Source organism: Brevibacillus sp. FIR094, assembly GCF_050477165.1.
Lineage (GTDB): Bacteria > Bacillota > Bacilli > Brevibacillales > Brevibacillaceae > Brevibacillus.
This window is the reverse complement of the sequence record NZ_JBEAES010000012.1, coordinates 119,312-133,510: the sequence shown is the minus strand read 5'-3', so window position 1 is coordinate 133,510 and position 14,199 is coordinate 119,312. Positions and strand designations below refer to the sequence as shown.

The 14,199-nt window shown below is 48.0% G+C and carries 12 protein-coding genes and 1 other annotated feature; all 12 genes read left to right on the top strand.

Annotated features, from left to right (window positions below; genetic code table 11):
- Positions 1–136: 136 nt before the first annotated feature.
- The 12 genes from ACQ5DJ_RS13125 to radC all read left to right on the top strand — a co-directional run bounded on the left by ACQ5DJ_RS13125 (position 137) and on the right by radC (position 14,044).
- Complete coding sequence (locus ACQ5DJ_RS13125; protein WP_429842856.1) at positions 137–1,339, top strand: PP2C family protein-serine/threonine phosphatase; 1,203 nt, start codon at positions 137–139, stop codon at positions 1,337–1,339.
- A 25-nt stretch (positions 1,340–1,364) separates the two neighbouring features.
- Positions 1,365–2,603: an ATP-binding protein gene (locus tag ACQ5DJ_RS13120; RefSeq protein WP_429842855.1), complete on the top strand. Its 1,239-nt coding sequence runs from the start codon at positions 1,365–1,367 to the stop codon at positions 2,601–2,603.
- A 107-nt stretch (positions 2,604–2,710) separates the two neighbouring features.
- Positions 2,711–3,037, top strand: a complete 327-nt coding sequence (locus tag ACQ5DJ_RS13115) for an STAS domain-containing protein (RefSeq protein ID WP_007726674.1) — start codon at positions 2,711–2,713, stop codon at positions 3,035–3,037.
- Positions 3,038–3,095: 58 nt separating this feature from the next.
- Positions 3,096–3,337: a binding site (T-box leader), on the top strand.
- A gap of 57 nt (positions 3,338–3,394) precedes the next feature.
- A complete protein-coding gene (locus ACQ5DJ_RS13110) occupies positions 3,395–6,067 on the top strand; it encodes a valine--tRNA ligase (protein WP_429842854.1) in 2,673 nt (890 codons plus the stop codon).
- Between the two features lie 43 nt (positions 6,068–6,110).
- Positions 6,111–7,484 (top strand): bifunctional folylpolyglutamate synthase/dihydrofolate synthase, encoded by a 1,374-nt coding sequence (locus ACQ5DJ_RS13105; protein ID WP_429842853.1) that lies wholly within the window; start codon positions 6,111–6,113, stop codon positions 7,482–7,484.
- A 1-nt stretch (position 7,485) separates the two neighbouring features.
- Positions 7,486–8,868 (top strand): UDP-N-acetylmuramate--L-alanine ligase, encoded by a 1,383-nt coding sequence (murC, locus tag ACQ5DJ_RS13100; RefSeq protein WP_429842852.1) that lies wholly within the window; start codon positions 7,486–7,488, stop codon positions 8,866–8,868.
- Positions 8,869–9,302: 434 nt separating this feature from the next.
- Positions 9,303–10,298, top strand: coding sequence for a ketoacyl-ACP synthase III (locus ACQ5DJ_RS13095; protein WP_429842851.1), 996 nt, complete (start codon positions 9,303–9,305; stop codon positions 10,296–10,298).
- A 106-nt stretch (positions 10,299–10,404) separates the two neighbouring features.
- Positions 10,405–10,839 (top strand): prepilin peptidase, encoded by a 435-nt coding sequence (locus ACQ5DJ_RS13090; protein ID WP_429842850.1) that lies wholly within the window; start codon positions 10,405–10,407, stop codon positions 10,837–10,839.
- A gap of 117 nt (positions 10,840–10,956) precedes the next feature.
- Complete coding sequence (locus tag ACQ5DJ_RS13085) at positions 10,957–12,249, top strand: hypothetical protein (protein WP_429842849.1); 1,293 nt, start codon at positions 10,957–10,959, stop codon at positions 12,247–12,249.
- Between the two features lie 159 nt (positions 12,250–12,408).
- Entirely contained in the window at positions 12,409–12,648 is a 240-nt protein-coding gene (locus tag ACQ5DJ_RS13080; RefSeq protein ID WP_007726664.1) for a DUF4321 domain-containing protein, read from the top strand.
- Between the two features lie 8 nt (positions 12,649–12,656).
- A complete protein-coding gene (locus ACQ5DJ_RS13075; protein ID WP_429842848.1) occupies positions 12,657–13,244 on the top strand; it encodes a Maf family protein in 588 nt (195 codons plus the stop codon).
- Positions 13,245–13,345: 101 nt separating this feature from the next.
- Positions 13,346–14,044, top strand: a complete 699-nt coding sequence (radC, locus tag ACQ5DJ_RS13070) for a RadC family protein (protein WP_012685551.1) — start codon at positions 13,346–13,348, stop codon at positions 14,042–14,044.
- The last annotated feature ends 155 nt before the right edge of the window (positions 14,045–14,199 follow it).

The following is a 14,199-nucleotide window of genomic DNA, read 5'->3' as shown; positions in this document are numbered from 1 at the left end:
AAGGGAAGGTGTAGGGCAGGAAGGCTAGGACGAAACGAATAAAGGTGATCACAATGTTTTTGAAAATTGCCATAACCCTTTTCGCAATTCCCGAAAGAAAGAATTATGCTAAAGTGTGTATGGGAGTGGCTCGGGGATGAATCATCAATTGGTCAAACTAATGGAATTGAAACAGAATTACGAGTATCTGGTGATGACCAGCAATGAGCAAAGCAAGCGCCAAGTCAATTACGAGAGTCTCATGCCATTTATAGAAGAGTTGGTTGATACGTGGTTCGTGAAAATGGACAAGCCTTGCTTCTTGTCGATCACGTTTGAATCGGCTCTAGGTGCTGTCTATTTTCGGATCGAGCGTGGCAAAAAAGAGAGCGCAAAAGTGCAGCGCGAAGTAGAAGAGCTCATTGTTGTCTCGGAACAGTGTGACACCGCTCAAACACCGCGCTATGTCCGCTTGTTCGCCCAGAGTAACGTCAATGACCGTGATCTAAAGGAATTGGAGAAATCTTTTTATGGGCTGCTCCTCGTGAACATTCGGGCGTTGATCCTCAGATGTCAGCAGGACCAGTCATCAGGACAGCGAGAAATCGAGATGGAGATGAAGCTGGCTAGACGCATGCAGTCGATGCTCATTCCCACAGAAGAATTGCAGTTAACCAGTTTGCGAACAAGAACGGTTTACGTGCCAGTCGATTATGTAGGCGGAGATTACATCGATTATAGACAAATCAATGATCGCTACACCTGTTTTATCATTGCCGATGTGTCCGGGCACGGTTTTTTGGCCAGTATTTGGGCAACAGGGATTAGGATTGCTGTACGACAGGTTTTGCAGTCCAGCTATTCGCCGGATGAGATTTTGGAAAGACTCAATCAGTTGCTTTATGCAGATTTAGTGAAAACCCGTTCTTACATTACGATGCTGGTTGCTGTCTATGATGAGATCGAACACAAAATTCGATTTGGCAGGGCAGGACATCCACAGCCTTTTTATTTGTCCAAATCGAATCAAACCATTTTAGCTAGCAAGGGTGGGGTCGGCCTAGGGCTTTTGCCCGATAGCACGTATCAAATGGAGGAGGTACCCTTAGAAGAAGAGGGCATGCTATTGCTCTACACAGATGGTTTGCTGGATACAGGGAGAAAAGAAGTATCTCGAGGCAGCAGGCATTGGCTTGAAGAACTATCCTCCTTATTAAATATGCCTGGTGAAAGTAAGCAGGAATCGATGAATCGTGTTGAGGCCTACTTAATGGGGATAACACACCAGCGAAACCAAACGGATGATATTTCTGTGTTGATTCTTCAATTTGAGCCTGAAGAGAGTATAGCCCTCGTGTAGTTGCGCGTGAATAGGAGGATGAACTGTGATTTTGTGTGAGCGTTGTCCGGACAATCCCACTTGTGATAATTGCCTTGTCGCGCTACGTTCTGGCGGTGCAGCTAACAAAGTAGTTCCGCCCCGCACTGTAAAGGTGACGAACCTAGCGACGATGGAATCGTTCCAGGCGAAGCTGGTAGCAGTGAGCCGGACGACCATTGGGTTAAGCAGTTCTGATCATGATTTGCACGGACGCATAGAAATAGAGCTCGCCTATGATTTCCGAATAATCGGTAGCGGATTGCGCGGTATAGCAGGTGATCCGTACTACATTATCGATATCGAAAAAGTTTTGCGACGGGAAGATGTTCTGGAGCGATTGCTCCTGGAAGAATTTCACACATGGCACATGAGTGGCGAATTGGACCCGGCAGACGTCTTGTTACATTGGAAGGATCGAGACGACGAGCGGGGGCGATTAATAAAGCAAGAGATTCAGAAGTTATCCATACTGCGTCAGATCGAGACCGTTTTCCTCTATCTTTACGATGAAGGAGAAGTGCGTCCGCTGGGTGACGTTCGCGCGAGTTTGGAAGTAGAGCAAGAAATGCAACGACTGGTCGAAGAGGCGGCTGGATCGGGTGGTCCTGTAAGGGAACAAATTGTCACCACTGATGGCACAAAGGTGTTTGAATTATACACATCTGTTTTGCCAGATCGGACATGTGGAATCGCTTTGATTGATGTCACCGCCGTCATTGCAGAAGAACGAAAACGCAAAAGACGGGAATGGGAGATCTACAGAGATATTCTGGGTGTGGTCACAGAAGGTAAGCTCTTGTTGCTTAGTGATGAAGAATTATTTTCCTTGCTTCGTGAAGGGCATAAGCTCTTGGCAATCGACATCCGTTTACCGGAGCAGCTTGCAGAACTTCGTAAATTATTTAAGCAAGCTTTGGAACCACAAGGCATTTCTGATAAGCGCTTGCTACAGTTTCTCGTTGCGGTCAACGAAGCTGCTTCTAATACGTTGAAGCACGGAAATGGCGGTGTGGTTACGCTATACCTATCGAATGACAGGCAAATGTGCCGGGCTGTGATTCATGATGAAGGCCAAGGAATTTTGCTCGAAGATATCCCGCGAGCTACCCTACAGCAAGGATTTTCTACGCGCCACTCGCTTGGGGCCGGTTTTCACGTGATCCTGCAATACTGTGATCGTGTTTATTTAAGCAGCTCCCTGGCAGGTACAAAGCTCATTTTAGAATGTATCCTTTCGCGTTAAGCAACGATTTCCCAAAAGCCAAATGTTTGCAAGTGAATGAAAATGGGTAATATAGTAAAAGGACGAGCAGATTGGGTGTACCGATACCTATTGAGAGGAGTTTGAGCATGGACTACCGCGCAACAGAGGCGAACGGACAGGCTACATTGTTTTTCGTCGGAGAGTTGGACATGGCTGTAGGAGATCGAGTAGGTGAATTGCTCCAGCAGTATGGAGGGCGAAATCAATCCGTTACCGTCGATTTTCAAGGTGTCTCCTTTGTAGATTCTTCCGGTATTGGAAGCCTGTTTTTTACCACGAAAGAACTGTTGGCCATGGGCAAACAGGTAGAAATCGTCAATGTCCGAGAAGAAATTCTCGATATTCTGGGCGTGCTCGGTTTTACCGAAGCACTGGGCATTGCAGTTGGAAAAGTGGGCGAAACCCGGGTTTGACGCCAAACAGCGTGATTGTATATAATAGTGAAAGCTAATCATACGACAACTACATACGATATGAACGATGAGTGGGAAGAGTAAGTCAGGACGCCTTAGCAGAGAGGAGAATCAATTGCTGCGAGATTCTCTAAGGTCATGAATGGCTGAAGGTCGCCCAGGAGTTTTTTCGGTGAAAGCATGTGCTTAGCCGAGACCGGTTCGCAACCGTTATCTTGTCAGAGTGAACACACCATAAGCATGACGTTTATCGTGTGTTAACAAAGGTGGTACCGCGAAAATAATCCTTTCGTCCTTTGCGATGAAGGGTTTTTTTATTTTTTGCAAAGCAAGTTATGCTAATAGGAGGAGTCGTACATGTCTATACAGCCAACAACCGACATCGACCAATTGCTGCCGAAAAACTATGATCCAAAGGCAGCAGAGAACAAATGGTATCCGTATTGGATCGAAAAACAATTTTTCAAGGCAGAACGTGACCCGAATAAACGTCCGTTTACGATTGTCATTCCACCGCCGAACGTAACTGGTAAATTGCACTTGGGCCACGCGCTGGATACGACTTTGCAAGATATCATTACGCGTACCAAGCGTATGCAAGGCTACAGCACCTTGTTCTTGCCAGGTATGGACCACGCTGGTATTGCAACCCAAGCACGCGTGGAAGCTACCTTGCGTGAAGAAGGCATCTCTCGCCATGATCTGGGCCGAGAAAAATTTGTGGAAAAAATATGGGAATGGAAGCACATTTACGCTTCACATATTCGTGAGCAGTGGGAAAAGCTTGGTCTTGCCCTGGATTACTCCCGCGAGCGTTTTACGATGGATGAAGGCTTGTCCCAAGCTGTACGCGAAGTATTTGTTCGCCTCTACGAAAAAGGCTTGATCTATCGCGGTAACCGCATCATTAACTGGGACCCTGCTGCTCGCACTGCTCTGTCCGATATTGAAGTAATCTACAAGGAAGTAAAAGGTGCACTGCATCACATGCGTTACCCATTGGCAGATGGCACCGGTTATATCGAAGTAGCTACAACCCGTCCGGAAACGATGGTCGGTGATACGGCTGTTGCGGTACATCCAGAAGATGAGCGTTACAAGGACATGATCGGCAAAACCGTTATTTTGCCAATCGTAGGTCGCGAAATTCCAATCGTCGCTGATGATTACGTTGATCCTGAGTTTGGTTCTGGCGCTGTAAAAATTACGCCAGCACACGATCCGAATGACTTTGAATTGGGTCTTCGTCATCAGTTGCCACAAATCGTTGTCATGGATGAGACGGGCACGATGAACGAACTGGCTGGTATCTACAAAGGCTTGGATCGCTTTGCATGCCGTAAGCAAATCATCAAAGATTTGACTGAGCAAGGTGTTATGTTCAAGGTTGAGGAGCATATCCATCAGGTTGGACATAGTGAGCGCAGCGATGCAGTTGTAGAACCATACCTTTCTACCCAATGGTTCGTAAAAATGCAGCCTTTGGCTGACGAAGCACTGGCTAATGCAAATAGCCCTGAAAGTGTGAAATTCGTCCCAGAGCGCTTCAAGACGAACTACCTGCGTTGGATTGAAAACATCCGCGACTGGTGCATCTCCCGTCAGCTTTGGTGGGGCCACCGAATTCCTGCATGGTATTGCGGAGATTGTAACGAAACGATTGTATCTCGCGCGGATGTGACTGAGTGCCCAAGCTGCCACAGCCACAAGCTGGAGCAGGACAACGACGTTCTCGATACATGGTTCTCCTCTGGACTATGGCCGTTCTCGACACTGGGCTGGCCGGAAGAATCGGAGGACATGAAGTACTTCTATCCAACGAATGTCCTGGTAACAGGCTACGATATCATCTTCTTCTGGGTTGCTCGCATGATGTTCTCAGGTCTTGAATTTACCGGGAAAAGTCCGTTTGAATCCGTCTTGATCCACGGCATTATTCGCGACTCTGAGGGCCGCAAAATGTCCAAATCACTTGGCAACGGTGTCGATCCGATGGAAGTGATTGAGAAGTACGGAGCAGATGCGCTGCGATACACACTAGCGACAGGGAATTCCCCAGGAAATGACCAGCGCTTCTATTGGGAAAAGGTGGAGGCAAACCGCAACTTCGCGAACAAGATTTGGAATGCGTCTCGTTTTGCCTTGATGAACCTGACTGACTTCAAATATGAGGAAATCGATTTGAGCGGTGAGCTGTCTACACCAGACAAATGGATTCTCTCCCGCCTGCAAGCGACAATCGCAGATGTAACCCGTCTGTCAGACGCATTTGAATTCGGTGAAGTAGGCCGTGTCCTTTACAACTTCATTTGGGATGACCTGTGTGACTGGTATATCGAAATGGCGAAGCTGCCGCTGTACGGTACAGATGAAGCGGCGAAGAAAACAACCCAATCCGTTCTGGTGACGGTTCTGGATCAAACGCTCAAGCTGTTGCATCCGTTCATGCCGTTCATCACGGAGGAAATCTGGCAGGCATTGCCGCACCAAGGCGAGAGCATCACAGTAGCACCTTGGCCAACTGTTAACGAGCAATGGATTTTTGCTGAAGCAGAAAGCGAAATGAACCAATTGATGGATATCATCCGTAGCGTACGCAACATCCGTGCGGAAGTAAACGTACCGATGTCCAAGAAAATTGAGCTCTTGATCAAGCCAAGCGATGCATTGTCCGCTGAGCGCCTGATACGTGGTGAACACTACCTCGCCCGTTTCTGCAACCCTGAGCGTCTGGAAATCAGCCTGGATCTGGCTACGCCTGATAAAGCGATGTCTTCTGTGATCACGGGAGCAGAATTGTTCCTTCCACTGGCAGGCTTGATCGATATCGAGCAAGAGCTGAATCGTCTGGAAAAAGAAGTGGCGACACTCAACGGCGAAGTGGAGCGCATTGAGAAAAAGCTCAACAATGCTGGATTTATGGCCAAGGCACCTGAAAAAGTAGTCGCAGAGGAAAAAGCGAAGATGGCAGACTACATGGATAAGCGGGATAAAGTGATTGCACGACTTGCCGAATTGAAGGGCGAATGATCCGCCATACCATCGCATATTTTTGAGAATGGAGCATTGTGGTATGCATGCAGAAGAAGGGTTTGTAGAATACACGCAAGCGCTCGACTGGCTGCATGGACTGCTCAGGTTCGGTCAACGGCCGGGGCTTGAGAGAATGCAGTGGGTTTTGGAGCAAGTAGGGCATCCTGAGCGGAGAATCCCATTTATTCATGTGGCTGGCACCAATGGAAAAGGCTCAACCTGCGCATTCCTAACGCAAATGCTGATGGAGGCCGGATATAGTGTAGGTACATTTACCTCCCCCTATTTGGTTGATTTCCGTGAGCGCATCCGTTACAACGGCAGCATGATTGCGGAAGAAGATCTATTGCAGCTGGTAAATGAGGTTAAGGTATGGGTACAACGATGCGAACAAGAAACAGAGTTCGGTTCCCCTACCGAATTTGAAGTGATTACGCTGATCGCCATTCTTTATTTTTCAAGAGTGGCGAGACCAGCGGTAGTCGTATGGGAAACAGGACTAGGCGGGCGATTGGATTCGACGAACGTCGTCCTTCCGCTTGTTTCGGTCATCACGAATATCGGCATGGACCATACGCAAGTGTTGGGAGAAAACTTGGAAGACATTGCCCGGGAAAAAGCGGGGATTATCAAGCCGGGTGTTCCTGTAGTCACTGGTGAGGTTAGGCCGGAACTTCTCGCGGTTTTTGAGGAGCGCGCGAGACAAACGAAGAGTACGCTATACCATATAGGTGAACATTTCCAGGCAGAGCAGGTAGAGGAGCAACTGGGCGACCAACAGTTTCGCTACAAAAGCATTCACCGTCGTGCAGAAGCATCCTACCGTCTTACCATGAATGGCATTCACCAAACAACCAATGCAGCCGTTGCTTTGATGACCATTGATATTCTGCGGAATTACTTCTCTTTCTTGCTGGAGGAAGAAGAAATATCTCGCGGTTTGCAACAAACGCGTTGGCCTGGTCGTCTAGAAGTCATCTCTCCAAGACCAATCGTTATCTTGGATGGGGCACACAATCAGGAAGGAATGGAGGCGCTTGTAAGCAGTCTGGATCGGTTGTTACCGGACGGAGTACAGCTGCATTTGCTCTTTTCTGGATTGGCAGATAAGCCGCTTGCCAAAATGGCAGAGTCGCTCGCACCAGTAAAGTCAAAAATCAAAAAGCTGCATGTGACGACCTTTGACTTCCCGCGTGCAGCCGAAGCCAATAGCTTACAAGAGTCGTTTTTAGCCGGTGGCTGGGAGCAAGAGTTTCTCGATGCAGTCCCAAACTGGCGGGCGTTTCTCCTTTCTTGGATGCGGGAGAAGCAATCAGCGAAGGCGGATGACTGGTTGGTCGTCTGCGGTTCGCTCTACTTCATCGCCCAAGTACGCGCATTCTTTCCCACTATAGTAGAAGAGGCAGGTGAATAGGGTGGATCAGGCCCAACACGTCCACTTTGTGGGCATCGGCGGTTATGGCATGAGTGCCATTGCCCGCGTCTTGATCGACCTTGGATACAAGGTAACCGGCTCCGATGTCGCCATGAATGATTTGGCGAAAAAGCTGGAAGCAAGAGGGGCGGTCATTCATATTGGCCATAATGCTGCCCACGTGGAGGGAGCAGACAGCATCGTATACTCCACCAGTATTTCCAAAGACAATCCTGAGGTGATCGCAGGTCAAGCATTAGGAATTCCGGTCATGCACCGTTCCCAAATGCTTGCTCGCATATTGAATGAACGCACAGGAGTAGCAGTAGCCGGAGCACACGGCAAGACAACCACGACATCGATGATCTCTCACGTGCTGGAAGAGTGCGGTGTAGACCCGACTTTCATCATCGGCGGTGAATTGATGAGTGCTGGTACCAATGCAAAAGCAGGTACCAGTGACTATGTCATTGCCGAGGCAGACGAGAGCGACGGTTCCTTTTTGGAATACAGACCGATGTATGAAATTGTAACGAGTATCGAACCAGATCATCTGGAGCACTTCGATGGCGACTTCAACAATTTGAAACAGGCGTATGTCCAGTTCTTGAGCCATCTCAAACCGGATGGAAAAGCGATCCTGTGCATCGATGATCCAATCGTGCGTGAAGTCATGCCATCTGTTGAAAAAACGGTCGTGACGTATGCAGTCGACCCGAATTTCACAGCGCAAGCAGGGGTTTCTGCCGTTTCAATTGAATGTGGTGATCGTTGCAGCAAGTCCCAAATTTATCGTCAGAATGAGCTCTTGGGTGAATTATGCCTCTCGGTTCCAGGCAAGCATAATATTGCGAATGCACTGGCTGCGATCATTGTTTGCCTGGATGCTGGCCTTTCTTTTGATAAAATTGCACAGGCACTGTCTACTTTTAGCGGTGCCAAGCGCAGATTTCAAATTATCGGGGATGCACGAGGTGTCCTGGTCGTAGACGACTACGCGCATCATCCGACAGAAATTATCGCTACACTAAGCGGGGCAAGGGCATCGGGTAGACGTGTAATCGCAGTGTTTCAGCCACAGCGCTACACGCGTACGTATTTCCTCATGGATGAATTCAGCCGTGCCTTTTCAGAAGCAGATGAAGTGATTATCACGGATATCTACTCTCCAGCTGGAGAAGAAAAAATCGAAGGAGTTACCTCCGAGGTGTTGGTGCAAAAAATCCGTACCAACAGCCACCCGCGTGCGCAGTACATTCCGACGAAGGAACAAATGCAGGAGCATGTCTTCCAAGGATTGCAAGAAGGCGATCTCGTGTTGACAATGGGTGCAGGAGATATCTGGAAATCTGCTTATTGGCTGGCTGAAAAGCTAGGAAAATAGCGGATAGAGGCGTATGAAGACTTGGGACCTACGGGTTTCAAGTCTTTTTATTTACTATCGGAAAGTAAAGATTTAAAAAGACATCGATATACCAACAATGCTGGTGAGAAGAAAAAGCACAGGGCTCGTAGACCTTGACAACGCCAACCCAGTCGGAACTACAAAAAGGGGACCACGCTTGTCGAACACTTCTCCCTTGAGAATCTTCCGCCCGTAGGGTGGCTTTGGATCGACGGGCCCCTTTTTGTAGTGGAGACGACCAGTGAATCCCCCTGCTGGCGTGTCAGAGTCGAAGAGAACAGTGCTTTTTCTTCTCCTCCACTATGTTGACCCAACCAAAAGGATTTTCATAAATCTTTTTTAATCAAAAATTAATACCAGATACTAATATCTAGTGTTATAATCAGATCATAAAAACGGAAGGTGATGATCTGATGATGACCAATGCAAGCCCCTTCAAGTCGCGAATTACCGCTATCGGTACGTATGTGCCGAGTCGCGTTCTTACCAATACAGATATGGAAAAGCTAGTGGAGACATCGAATGAGTGGATTTTACAACGAACGGGTATTCATGAGCGGCGTATGGCAAGGGAAGATGAATTTACCAGTGATCTGGCCATCGCTGCTATCCACGATATGATCGCGAATTACGAAAAGGATGTCCGTGATGTCGATATGATTTTGGTGGCGACCAGTACGCCAGACTATCCATTTCCAAGCGTTGCAAGTCAAATCCAGGCGCATTTTCAAGTCGAGCAAGCGGGAGCAATGGATATCTCCGCTACCTGTGCAGGATTTACGTATGCGCTTCATATGGCAAATGCGCTTATCAGCTCTGGCATGCATCGTAAAGTGTTGGTGGTAGGTGCAGAAACGTTAACAAAAGTAACCGACTATACGGATCGTACGACGTGCATCCTGTTCGGTGATGGAGCAGGGGCGGTGCTGGTTGAGCAGGACTCTACAGCTCCCGGATTTTTGTCCGCCTATTTAGGTTCAAAGGGGGACGGTGGGATTCATGTATACCGATCGGGCTTGTCAACGCATATGGACGGACGAGAATTGAGCGGGAATGGATGCATGGTTCAAAACGGGAGAGAAGTGTACAAGTGGGCAGTAACCACTGTTCCAAAAGGGATGCAGGAGGTAGTGAGCCGGGCGGGCAAAACGCTCGAAGAAATCGACTGGTTCATCCCGCACAGTGCCAATTTGCGCATGATCGAATCCATTTGCGAGAAGAGTCAATTCCCTCTCGAAAAGACATTGTACAGTCTGACACATTACGGCAACACATCAGCGGCTACCATCCCATTGTCGCTCGCTTTGGGGGTCAAGGAAGGCAAAGTAAAGGCGGGGGATACCATCCTGCTGTATGGGTTTGGCGGTGGTCTCGTTCACGCTGGTCTTTTGTTCACTTGGAATCCGTAAAACATGGTCATAAATCGAGAGGCTGTCCAGAGCATTCTGGGCAGTTTTTTTTGTCCCAGGAATGAAAGGTATTCTTAACGACAGTTTTCGACTGGGGGAAGAAGAAATGGCAAACGCTGTGATATTATTCGGGCTCTGTCTTTACCTCTCGTGGGTGGACTTTCGTCATAAGCGAATACCTAATCGTGCATTAGGTGTAGGTTTTGTACTGATTTCTTTTATGGAGTATGTTCTCTCTTCGCCGAGGGAATGGCTGATGGCTGGACTCTTTGCGATACTCAGTATACTGGTATTTGGATGGATCAGCTGGCATAGGCCGCTCGCGCTTGGGATGGGGGATGTGAAGCTGTTCGCTCTAGTCTGCTATGGACTTGGGGTCCGCGATTTTGTACTCGTTCTTACGATTGCGAGCTTGGCAGCTTTTCTCGTCTCTCTCATTTTGTTGCTGATACGTAAAGTAAGTATCAAATGCGAAGTGCCGTTTGCGCCTTTTGTGACGATTGGGTTAGCTGTGATTTTGTATTGGAGCAAAACCTCTTGAAATGGCATGGGGAATAGTAGTAGAAACAAATGTAATAGAATCACTAGATAGAAGTCATAACCCGTCCGAGTAAAACGTATGCTAGTACAAAGAGCCTGTGACTAGGAGGGCAAGCGTATGAGCGGACAAAATAAAAATCGTGTGACGGTCAAAATGAACGGAAGGTTCTGGGATGAAAAGCGGGAAGACATCCCGAAGGAAGCAAGTAGAAAGCGCACCCCAAAGGATGACACTCCTCGTGTTCGTTTTCAAGCACCTCCCTTGCTGTTTACTGACCCGTTAAAGGAGAAGGGCAACGAAGCATGGGAACGGATGATGCAGCTACGTGGAGCTGCCGCGAAAGAAACGAAACCGAACGTTGAATTCGATCAGACGACAAACGACTCCTATGAATCCGATTATTCCTTCGACGATACAGAAGAGAAGGGGTACAGGAGTAGTCCGGTGAGTCGGCTTGCCGCGTTATGGCCAAAGGGGCCCTTTTGGCGCACGACTTTAACAACAGGTGGGGCTGTAGCAATTGGCCTCTTGTTCGGATTTCTTGTTTTGACGGTTTTTTCCCAAAAGGAGTTTTCCGAGTCATATGGAAATGTTCTGAGTGAAACGGTTCAGACACTGACTGCGCCGGGTGCAGGCACTGAACAAACGGCTGGGAAAAATGGCGTGACAAGTCCAGCTTTGCCAAATCAAAGCCAGTCAACGCAAGAGACGCCGACGAATGGCAACGCAGTGGGTCAAAAAGCGATAGCTTTACAACTGCCAGCAGTAAACATGTACGTTGCACAGGCAGGAGTATTCCAGCCGGATGCATCGCCGCAAACAGCTGTAGAACCACTGGAGAAAGCGGGAATTCCTCATTTGCTTTATAAGGACGCAAGCAAGCAGTACATGTTCGCCGCCGCTGCTCCCACAAGAGATGCTGTGCTAGCCTTTGCCGCCAGCCTGAAAAACAAAGGCATGGATATATACGTCAAAGAATTTTCCTTTCCCGCTTTTGAAGGGTCTGTTCCTGTCGGGAAAGCTGCCAACGCATCTGGTGACCCTAACGTGAAGGCATTTTTCGCCCATGGAGTCAAACTCGTCCAAACACTTTCGGCTCAATCCGGGCTGATTATTACGACGGGTCAACTAGCGCCAACGGCAAAAGAAACGGCAGAATTAAAAGAAATTCACCGCCAATTTCTGGAGGAAAGCCGTAAAATGGAAGCTAAGGAAGCCTGGAAGCCATTGCTAGACGGGATGGTAAATGGGGTGAATCAAGCGCTTGCAGCCAGGGACAAAATGGCAGAAGCGAGCGTGGGCAAAAAGGTGGAAAGCGCCGAATCCTATGCGTGGCAAGTACAGGCGGGTGTTCTTGCCTTTTTCGAGAGCTACGCGAGCTGGATTCAAAATGCACGTTCATCCATATAAATGTACGTTTATATGGTCTTCCGCAAGGTTTTCTTGCAGGAGGCCTTTTCTTTCTTTACAGTAACTACCAAGAGCAATCAGGGATTGTTTCGCTTCTCCCCATTTGCTAAACTTATGTTTGGCAAAAAGAGAATCCCTTATAAAAAGGGAGTTGGGAAAATGGGGAAAGAAACGCTTACTCTCGTGTTTCTGTTGGTGAGTGGACTTTTGTTTGGCAGCATTATCGGGGAGATTTTAAGTCCCTGGCTACCTTTTTTGACCAAGAGCAAAGAGATTACTTGGTCGCCTGCGGCAGATTTAGAAATTTTGAAGTACGAACTGAACTTTCAGGTAAAACTAAATCTAGCCAGTATCGGAGGCTTAGCCCTCGCATTTTGGATACATCGACGAATAAAGTAGGTTGAAAAATGACGAAAAAAAATGTTCCTCTCATTCTGGCTTCATCTTCGCCGCGTCGAAGGGAGCTTCTGCAAGCTTTAGGCTTATCATTTACCGTCATCACCAGTGATGTAGATGAGACGACAGCAGTGCATTTATCTGCGAGCGAAGTAGTAGAAGAATTGTCTTTACGCAAGGCCAAGGAAGTAGCTTCTCGCTTGACGGAAGGCGTCGTTTTAGGATCTGATACGGTAGTCGTTCTTGATGGCCAAATATTGGGCAAGCCTGTTGATGAAATGGACGCATATTGTATGTTGTCCATGCTCCAGGGGCAAGAGCATACCGTTTATAGTGGAGTCGCCTTGATAGATGTGGAGACAGGCCGTGCGGAAGTCTCACATAGTCTAACACACGTAAGAATTCGAGCTTTAACAGAGCAAGAGATCAAGTCGTACATTGCGACAGGTGAGCCGATGGATAAAGCGGGCTCATACGCCATTCAGGGTATTGGAGCCACGATCGTGGAAGGAATAACCGGAGACTACTTCACAGTTGTTGGTCTTCCGTTAGGACTGACGTCTACTCTTTTGACACGTTTTGGGATGCCGATATTGTAAAGTTGTCATGCTTGAAGCAAGCGACGACGGCCATACGCCTCATGAACCTCTCCATGTCAGCCGTTTTCGATAATGTGAATATGGCTGGAGGCGGATATAAAATGGCAACAAATACCTGTAACAAAATGCTGTTGAAAAACGTCCCTTACTATGACCGTCCACGTGAACGACTGCTTCGCGAAGGAGCGGTCCATCTGTCTGATACTGAACTTCTTGCCATTTTACTGCGGACAGGCAGGGAACAAGAGACGGCTCATCAGCTGGCTCAGCGCTTGTTAGCCAGGTTTGGAGACCTGCGTGGTTTAGCCCAAGCCTCTCATGCTGAGTTAACAGAGCTAAAAGGAATTGGTCCAGTCAAAGCGATTGAATTGCATGCTGCGTTTGAGCTTGGGCGTAGATTGATGGGAGTCCCTCGAGAGTATAGGGCTTCTATCCGTTTACCACGGGACGTAGCTGATTTGATGTCGCCAGAGCTTGCTCATTTGACACAGGAACACTTTGTCTGTCTCTTTCTGAATACCAAGAACCACGTGATTGGCAAGCAGACGATTTTCGTAGGCAGTCTGGACGCTTCCATCGTACACCCGAGAGAAGTCTTTAAAGAAGCGATCCGTCGTAGCAGCGCATCGGTGATATGCCTACATAACCATCCGAGCGGTGATCCGACACCTAGCAGGGAAGACATCGCGATTACGCATACATTGCGTGACGCTGGTGAACTGGTGGGGATTTCATTGTTGGATCATGTTATTATCGGGGAAGGCAAGTACGTTAGTCTCAAAGAGCAAGGGTACTTGTAGCATGTTTTTACGCGCAAGATTTATCATCGATACGTCTATGAATTCTTGTGTGCTTGAAAACCTTCCACCAAAACGCGGTCGCTCTATCTTGGAGAGGCCTCGATCGAGGTTCTCTTATGCTTGTCATTTGGATTAACATTTGGAAGGAGTTTTTT

Bases quoted from the DNA above. Each gene is read 5' to 3' on its own strand.
- ACQ5DJ_RS13125 (WP_429842856.1), top strand. From the start codon at position 137: ATGAATCATCAATTGGTCAAACTAATGGAATTGAAACAGAATTACGAG.
- ACQ5DJ_RS13115 (WP_007726674.1), top strand. From the start codon at position 2,711: ATGGACTACCGCGCAACAGAGGCGAACGGACAGGCTACATTGTTTTTC.
- ACQ5DJ_RS13110 (WP_429842854.1), top strand. From the start codon at position 3,395: ATGTCTATACAGCCAACAACCGACATCGACCAATTGCTGCCGAAAAAC.
- ACQ5DJ_RS13105 (WP_429842853.1), top strand. From the start codon at position 6,111: ATGCATGCAGAAGAAGGGTTTGTAGAATACACGCAAGCGCTCGACTGG.
- ACQ5DJ_RS13095 (WP_429842851.1), top strand. From the start codon at position 9,303: ATGATGACCAATGCAAGCCCCTTCAAGTCGCGAATTACCGCTATCGGT.
- ACQ5DJ_RS13090 (WP_429842850.1), top strand. From the start codon at position 10,405: ATGGCAAACGCTGTGATATTATTCGGGCTCTGTCTTTACCTCTCGTGG.
- ACQ5DJ_RS13085 (WP_429842849.1), top strand. From the start codon at position 10,957: ATGAGCGGACAAAATAAAAATCGTGTGACGGTCAAAATGAACGGAAGG.
- ACQ5DJ_RS13080 (WP_007726664.1), top strand. From the start codon at position 12,409: ATGGGGAAAGAAACGCTTACTCTCGTGTTTCTGTTGGTGAGTGGACTT.
- ACQ5DJ_RS13075 (WP_429842848.1), top strand. From the start codon at position 12,657: ATGACGAAAAAAAATGTTCCTCTCATTCTGGCTTCATCTTCGCCGCGT.
- radC (WP_012685551.1), top strand. From the start codon at position 13,346: ATGGCAACAAATACCTGTAACAAAATGCTGTTGAAAAACGTCCCTTAC.